2 protein-coding genes, 4 pseudogenes and 1 other annotated feature are annotated in these 5,022 nt (G+C 57.8%); of the genes and pseudogenes, 5 read left to right on the top strand and 1 reads right to left on the bottom strand.

Annotated features, from left to right (window positions below; all coding sequences use genetic code 11):
- The 5 genes and pseudogenes from JSE7799_RS14205 to JSE7799_RS20630 form a co-directional block, all read left to right on the top strand.
- Positions 1-210, top strand: a 210-nt coding sequence (locus JSE7799_RS14205; protein ID WP_055664193.1) for a transposase domain-containing protein, incomplete at its 5' end; no start/stop codon positions are given.
- A 664-nt stretch (positions 211-874) separates the two neighbouring features.
- A complete protein-coding gene (locus JSE7799_RS14200) occupies positions 875-1,756 on the top strand; it encodes a hypothetical protein (protein WP_144431728.1) in 882 nt (293 codons plus the stop codon).
- A gap of 176 nt (positions 1,757-1,932) precedes the next feature.
- A pseudogene (locus JSE7799_RS14190) lies at positions 1,933-3,159 on the top strand (IS3 family transposase).
- Positions 2,214-2,330 (top strand) — a sequence feature (AL1L pseudoknot). Its footprint overlaps the pseudogene before it by 117 nt.
- Before the next feature lie 1,028 nt (positions 3,160-4,187).
- Positions 4,188-4,481: pseudogene (locus JSE7799_RS14185) on the top strand (IS6 family transposase); the annotation flags it as partial.
- Between the two features lie 79 nt (positions 4,482-4,560).
- Positions 4,561-4,698 (top strand): annotated as a pseudogene (locus tag JSE7799_RS20630) (IS110 family transposase); the annotation flags it as partial.
- Between the two features lie 75 nt (positions 4,699-4,773).
- On the opposite strand, the pseudogene JSE7799_RS14175 reads toward JSE7799_RS20630, so the two are convergent.
- Positions 4,774-5,022: pseudogene (locus tag JSE7799_RS14175) on the bottom strand (IS1634 family transposase); the annotation flags it as partial.

Genomic DNA, 5,022 nt, shown 5'->3' with positions numbered 1-5,022 from the left:
CTATTTGCCGGATCGGACACGGGTGGCGAAACCATGGCGCGGGCGATGACGCTCATAGAGAGCGCGAAGATGAACGGCCTCGATCCCCAAGCCTACCTCGCCGACATCCTCGACCGCATCCACGATCACAAGAACAACCGCCTCGTCGAGTTGCTGCCCTGGAACTGGACGCCAAAAGCCGCCGGAACCACGCAGAGCGAAGCTGCCTGAAATTACAAGGCGGTCAGAACCGGGCGCTTACGCTCGGTCTGGCTGAACCCGGAGCGACCCGAAGCCGGGCGCAGAGGCCATGGGGCCGCCGACGCGCTCCCCCATCAAGCTGGCGGCGGCGGCCCCATGGTCGGGCCAGCCGAACACGCAGCGTGAAAACGAGTGCAGGCGACAACTACCTTGACGAACACCGCGGCCCTTGCCGAAATGATGTGATGTCCTCATACAATGATATCTCGTCTGGCTGAGGTGGTTGCCATAGGAAATACTGTTAGCGACACCCTCCACGGCCTTAGCAGGCTGCTGAAAAAGTCTTGAGTGCCCATCTTCGAATCCTACGACGACACATCATATCGGTTTTGGAAGCGCCTGCGCACAATATCTTGTCATCCCTTCGAGACGGCTGATGCAGTTCGTCGAGGTCCATTTCCTTTTTCAGCAGCCTGTTAGGATGCCGCCGTCTTGCAGACGATTTCACTACAATGATGGTGAGAATAATCGAAGTGCATTCTACTTCTTTCTTTAAGTAACTTGGTTTACTGACTGCTTCGAACTGCCGGATATAAACATAGTGCCTCCCCGAATCTCTTTACTCTTTCTTGCTTTGCTTTTCGCTGCGTCAGCCGCTTGGATAACCCCAGATCGGCTTATCTACATAGGTATCATGGATCATTCTCTTACCTCAGAGGTGGAGCTGACTCGGAAGGTTGCCTACGGTGAGGTGGCGGCGGTGCGTATCTTTCTATCCGCCGCTGTGGTGATAACTTTGGTCGCCGCCTTGTCTTGGCCCCGTATTGCCAGCTCAGCGCCTTACCGTCGGAACATGGGGGTCAAAGTGCCGATACCGGCCACTTATGCAACTTACCTGCGCCGCGTATCAACCTCGACAGCCATCATTCTTTTCACAGCAGTCATATTAACGCTGCTCTATATCCGATTTGGAGCGCTGGTTTTCACGCGCGGGCAGCTTTGGTGGATAAATGGTGAGGATGGTATATTAGAGTCTATTTCGGCCATGATACTTTTGGTTGCTGCCGGGATCAGTGCGCTGGTCGCATATCGCATCGGGCGCGGACATCCACGGTTCGGGATGCATATATTTCTTGCTATCCTCTTCTTTCTCATGTGCGGCGAGGAGATCAGTTGGGGGCAACGCATTTTCGGACTTGAGACGCCCGAGGGATTACGAGCAGTAAATGTTCAGGGCGAGATCAACCTCCACAACAACTTTGGTTATATCGCGGACCACCTGTTCATCCTGTGCTTTCTCATCTGGGCCGCGTTAGTTCCCCTTTCGTATCATTTCGTTCCGCCACTTCGGCAGATGATATTACGTATCGGTCTTCCAGTACCCTCGGCCGGACTTGCGATCGCGATGGTGATGGCCGGGATGATGCTTGACCCGGTCATCTACCAAGTGATCCCGCCGCTCAAAACGCTGCGATTGGCCGAAGCGCGCGAGACCTTAGCAGCGATAGCCTTTCTGTTACTCATGTGGGAAGTTAAAAAGTACTTCGCCGACGCCCAATGGGAGCGAGAAAACTAGCCGCGAAGTCAGTGGCTCTATGCACCTACGTGTCACATCCCGCGTGATTATAAGGTCGCTTCTTAAAGAGCTTCCCCAAGTTCGCAGACTACACGACACAGCCGTTTTTGGGGTGGCCGAGACTGAACCGCGCCGGGTTTGCCGGAGGCTCCAACTCCTGAGTAAGGTGGAGCATCATGAGCAAGATCACGAACAAGTTTTCCCCTGAAGTGCGCGAGCGGGCAGTGCGGCTCGTTCTCGACAATGAGGCCCAACATCCGTCGCGCTGGCAGGCGGTGATGTCGATCGCGGCGAAGATCGGCTGCACGCCGCAGACGCTGAACGAGTGGGTCAAGAAGGCCGAGGTCGACAGCGGCCGGCGGGCGGGTATCCCGACCGAGATGGCAGAGAAGATGAAGGCCTTGGAGCGCGAGAACCGAGAGTTGCGCCAGGCGAACGAGATCCTCCGCAAGGCGTCAGCGTATTTTGCGATGGCGGAGCTCGACCGCCGGTCGAAGTGATGGTCAAGTTCATCGACGACCACCGAGGTGAACACGGGGTCGAGCCGATCTGCGATGTGCTGCCGATCGCCCCGTCCACCTATTACGATCATCTGGCCAAGCGGGCCGATCCGGCGCGTCTGTCGGACCGTGCCCGCCGGGACGAAGAGCTGCGCCCCGAGATCCAGCGCGTCTTCGACGACAACTGGAGCGTCTACGGCGTCCGTAAGGTTTGGCACCAGCTGCGCCGCGAGGGTTTTGACGTCGCCCGTTGCACGGTCGCGAGGTTGATGAAGGACATGGATTCAGGGCATTATTCGTGGCAAACCCCACAGGACAACGATCCCCGACAAGAAGCAGCCCTGCCCGCTGGACAAGGTGAACCGCCAGTTTCGGGTGCCCGCGCCGAACATGCTGTGGGTCAGCGACTTTACTTATGTCGCCACCTGGAAGGGTTTCGTCTATGTCGCCTTCGTCATCGACGCCTATGCCCGGCGCATCGTCGGGTGGCGCGTCAGCACGACGCCTCATGCTGGCTTCGTTCTCGATGCCCTCGAACAGGCCGTCCACGAACGCCGCCCGGTCAAGGGTATGGGGCTCGTTCACCACAGCGACCGCGGCAGCCAATATCTGTCGATCAAATACACCGAACGGCTGGCCGAGGCAGGCATCGAACCTTCGGTGGGCAGTGTTGGCGACAGCTATGACAACGCGCTGGCCGAGACGATCAACGGCCTGTTCAAGGCCGAGGTCATCCACCGCCGCGGACCATGGCGAAATTTCGAGGCCGTCGAATACGCCACGCTGGAATGGGTCGACTGGTTCAACAACCGCCGCCTGCTGGAGCCCATCGGGAACATCCCGCCAGCCGAAGCCGAGGCCAACTTCTACGCCGCTCTGGAAACCGAACCTATGGCCGCGTAACTAAACGAAATCAGCCTCCGGCAAACCCGGCGCGGTTCAGACGCAGCACGCGCTTCAGACGTAAGTGACGCACAGTACACACATCACTTATCTGACGCATTTGACGTATCTCTCTTTAGTGACGCGCTTGCCGTGCCTGACGCTGCTGACGTGGCTGGCGCATATAACGCAATATACGCCCCTGACGTAAGTGACGCACAGTACACACATCACTTATCTGACGCATTTGACGTATCTCTCTTTAGTAACGCGCTTGCCGTGCCTGACGCTGCTGACGTGGCTAACGCACGTAACGCAATACGCGCGCCTGACGTAAGTGACGCATGGGACGCATGGGACGCACGTCACTCAGCTGACGCATTTGACGCATCAAAATCTTCCTAGAGCCACCGTCTAGAGGCATTCCCGAAGTTGCTGGCCGCCATGACACCCGAAACAGCAGCTTTGCTCCACAGGGCTGCTCTCAGAGCCTCTGAGGGGATGCTTCAGCTTCTCGCTCGGTCGCGTGGCTCAACCGTCTTCGTTCGGCATCGAGGCTTGATTGTTCTCTAACAGGCTGCTGAAAAAGGAAATGGACCTCGACGAACTGCATCAGCCGTCTCGAAGGGATGACAAGATATTGTGCGCAGGCGCTTCCAAAACCGATATGATGTGTCGTCGTAGGAGTCGAAGATGGGCACTCAAGACTTTTTCAGCAGCCTGCTAAAAGAGGATGAACGATGGTGGAAGTGATTGGCAGGATATATTCAAATGTAGAACATTTGAAATTAGAAGGCCAAGCGGCACCCGAGGGCGACCTGATGACGAACGACTGTTGGATGTCACTGAGAACTGACCCATGTGGAAGCTTGCCCCTGACGGGATTTGTCGGGGGTTATTGGAGTGATCGACATGGGATTTTTGAGCGTCATTCGACGTTGGGCGTTACGGGACAAGATGCCCATCCGCGAGATCGCGCGGCGGACCGGGCTGTCTCGCAACGGCACTGTCAGGTTGATGGCGTCATGGAAGGCCGGTAGCTCGCTTGGATGCTGAACCTCGACGATCTCTCCCGCCTCAAGGGGTACCGCTTTCCGCGCACCGTCATCGGATACGCCGTCTGGGCGTACCACCGTTTCGCCCTGAGCCTGCGAGATGTCGAAGACCTTCTGGCCGAGCGGGGCGTCGCCGTTTCCTATGAGGCGATACGGATGTGGGTCGCGAAGTTCGGGACGCAGTTCGCCGCGAAGATCCGACGCGATCGGCCCTGGCCAGCCGACAAGTGGCATCTCGACGAGGTCGTACTCAAGATCAACGGCACGAAGCATTGGTTGTGGCGGGCAGGGCTTTGATGATGTGACCGCCCCCGACGGCCTCAGTGTGCCAAGGTGGGTCTGCAACGATCCACACAGGAGAGCGGTCATGTCGGAGATTATCACGGTCGGGCTCGATCTGGCGAAGAATGTGTTCCAGGTGCATGGGGCCGACGGCACTGGTCGTGCGGTCCTGCGCAAGAAGTTGCGGCGCGCTCAGGTGCTGGAGTTTTTCGGCCAGCTCCCCCAAGTTCGACAGTTAATCGCGTAAGTGATTGATGCTGTTAACTCGGAGAAGGCGTTTGTGTGACTACGCGAGGCGTCAGTCCGGTTTAGTCAGGCTTAGGGCGTCAAAGAGGTCGAGTTGCTCCGGAGTGGTCTTGCTGGTTCCGTGGAATGATCTCTCGCCGATATGGGCGGTGTGTTTCTGGATGCGCGCGAGCAGATCGAGAGCAGTGCGTGGGCTCGCGCTGTGGCCGTGAGTCTTCAGGCGCATCCGCATCACGCGGTAGAGCACGAGGGCGAGAAAGCAGATCATCGCGTGTGCCCGGATGCGCTCTGGCAGGCGGTG

It is taken from the genome of Jannaschia seosinensis, assembly GCF_001408515.1.
Lineage (GTDB): Bacteria > Pseudomonadota > Alphaproteobacteria > Rhodobacterales > Rhodobacteraceae > Jannaschia > Jannaschia seosinensis.
Note: the sequence above shows the minus strand (reverse complement) of the source record. Positions and strands in the feature narration are given on the sequence as shown.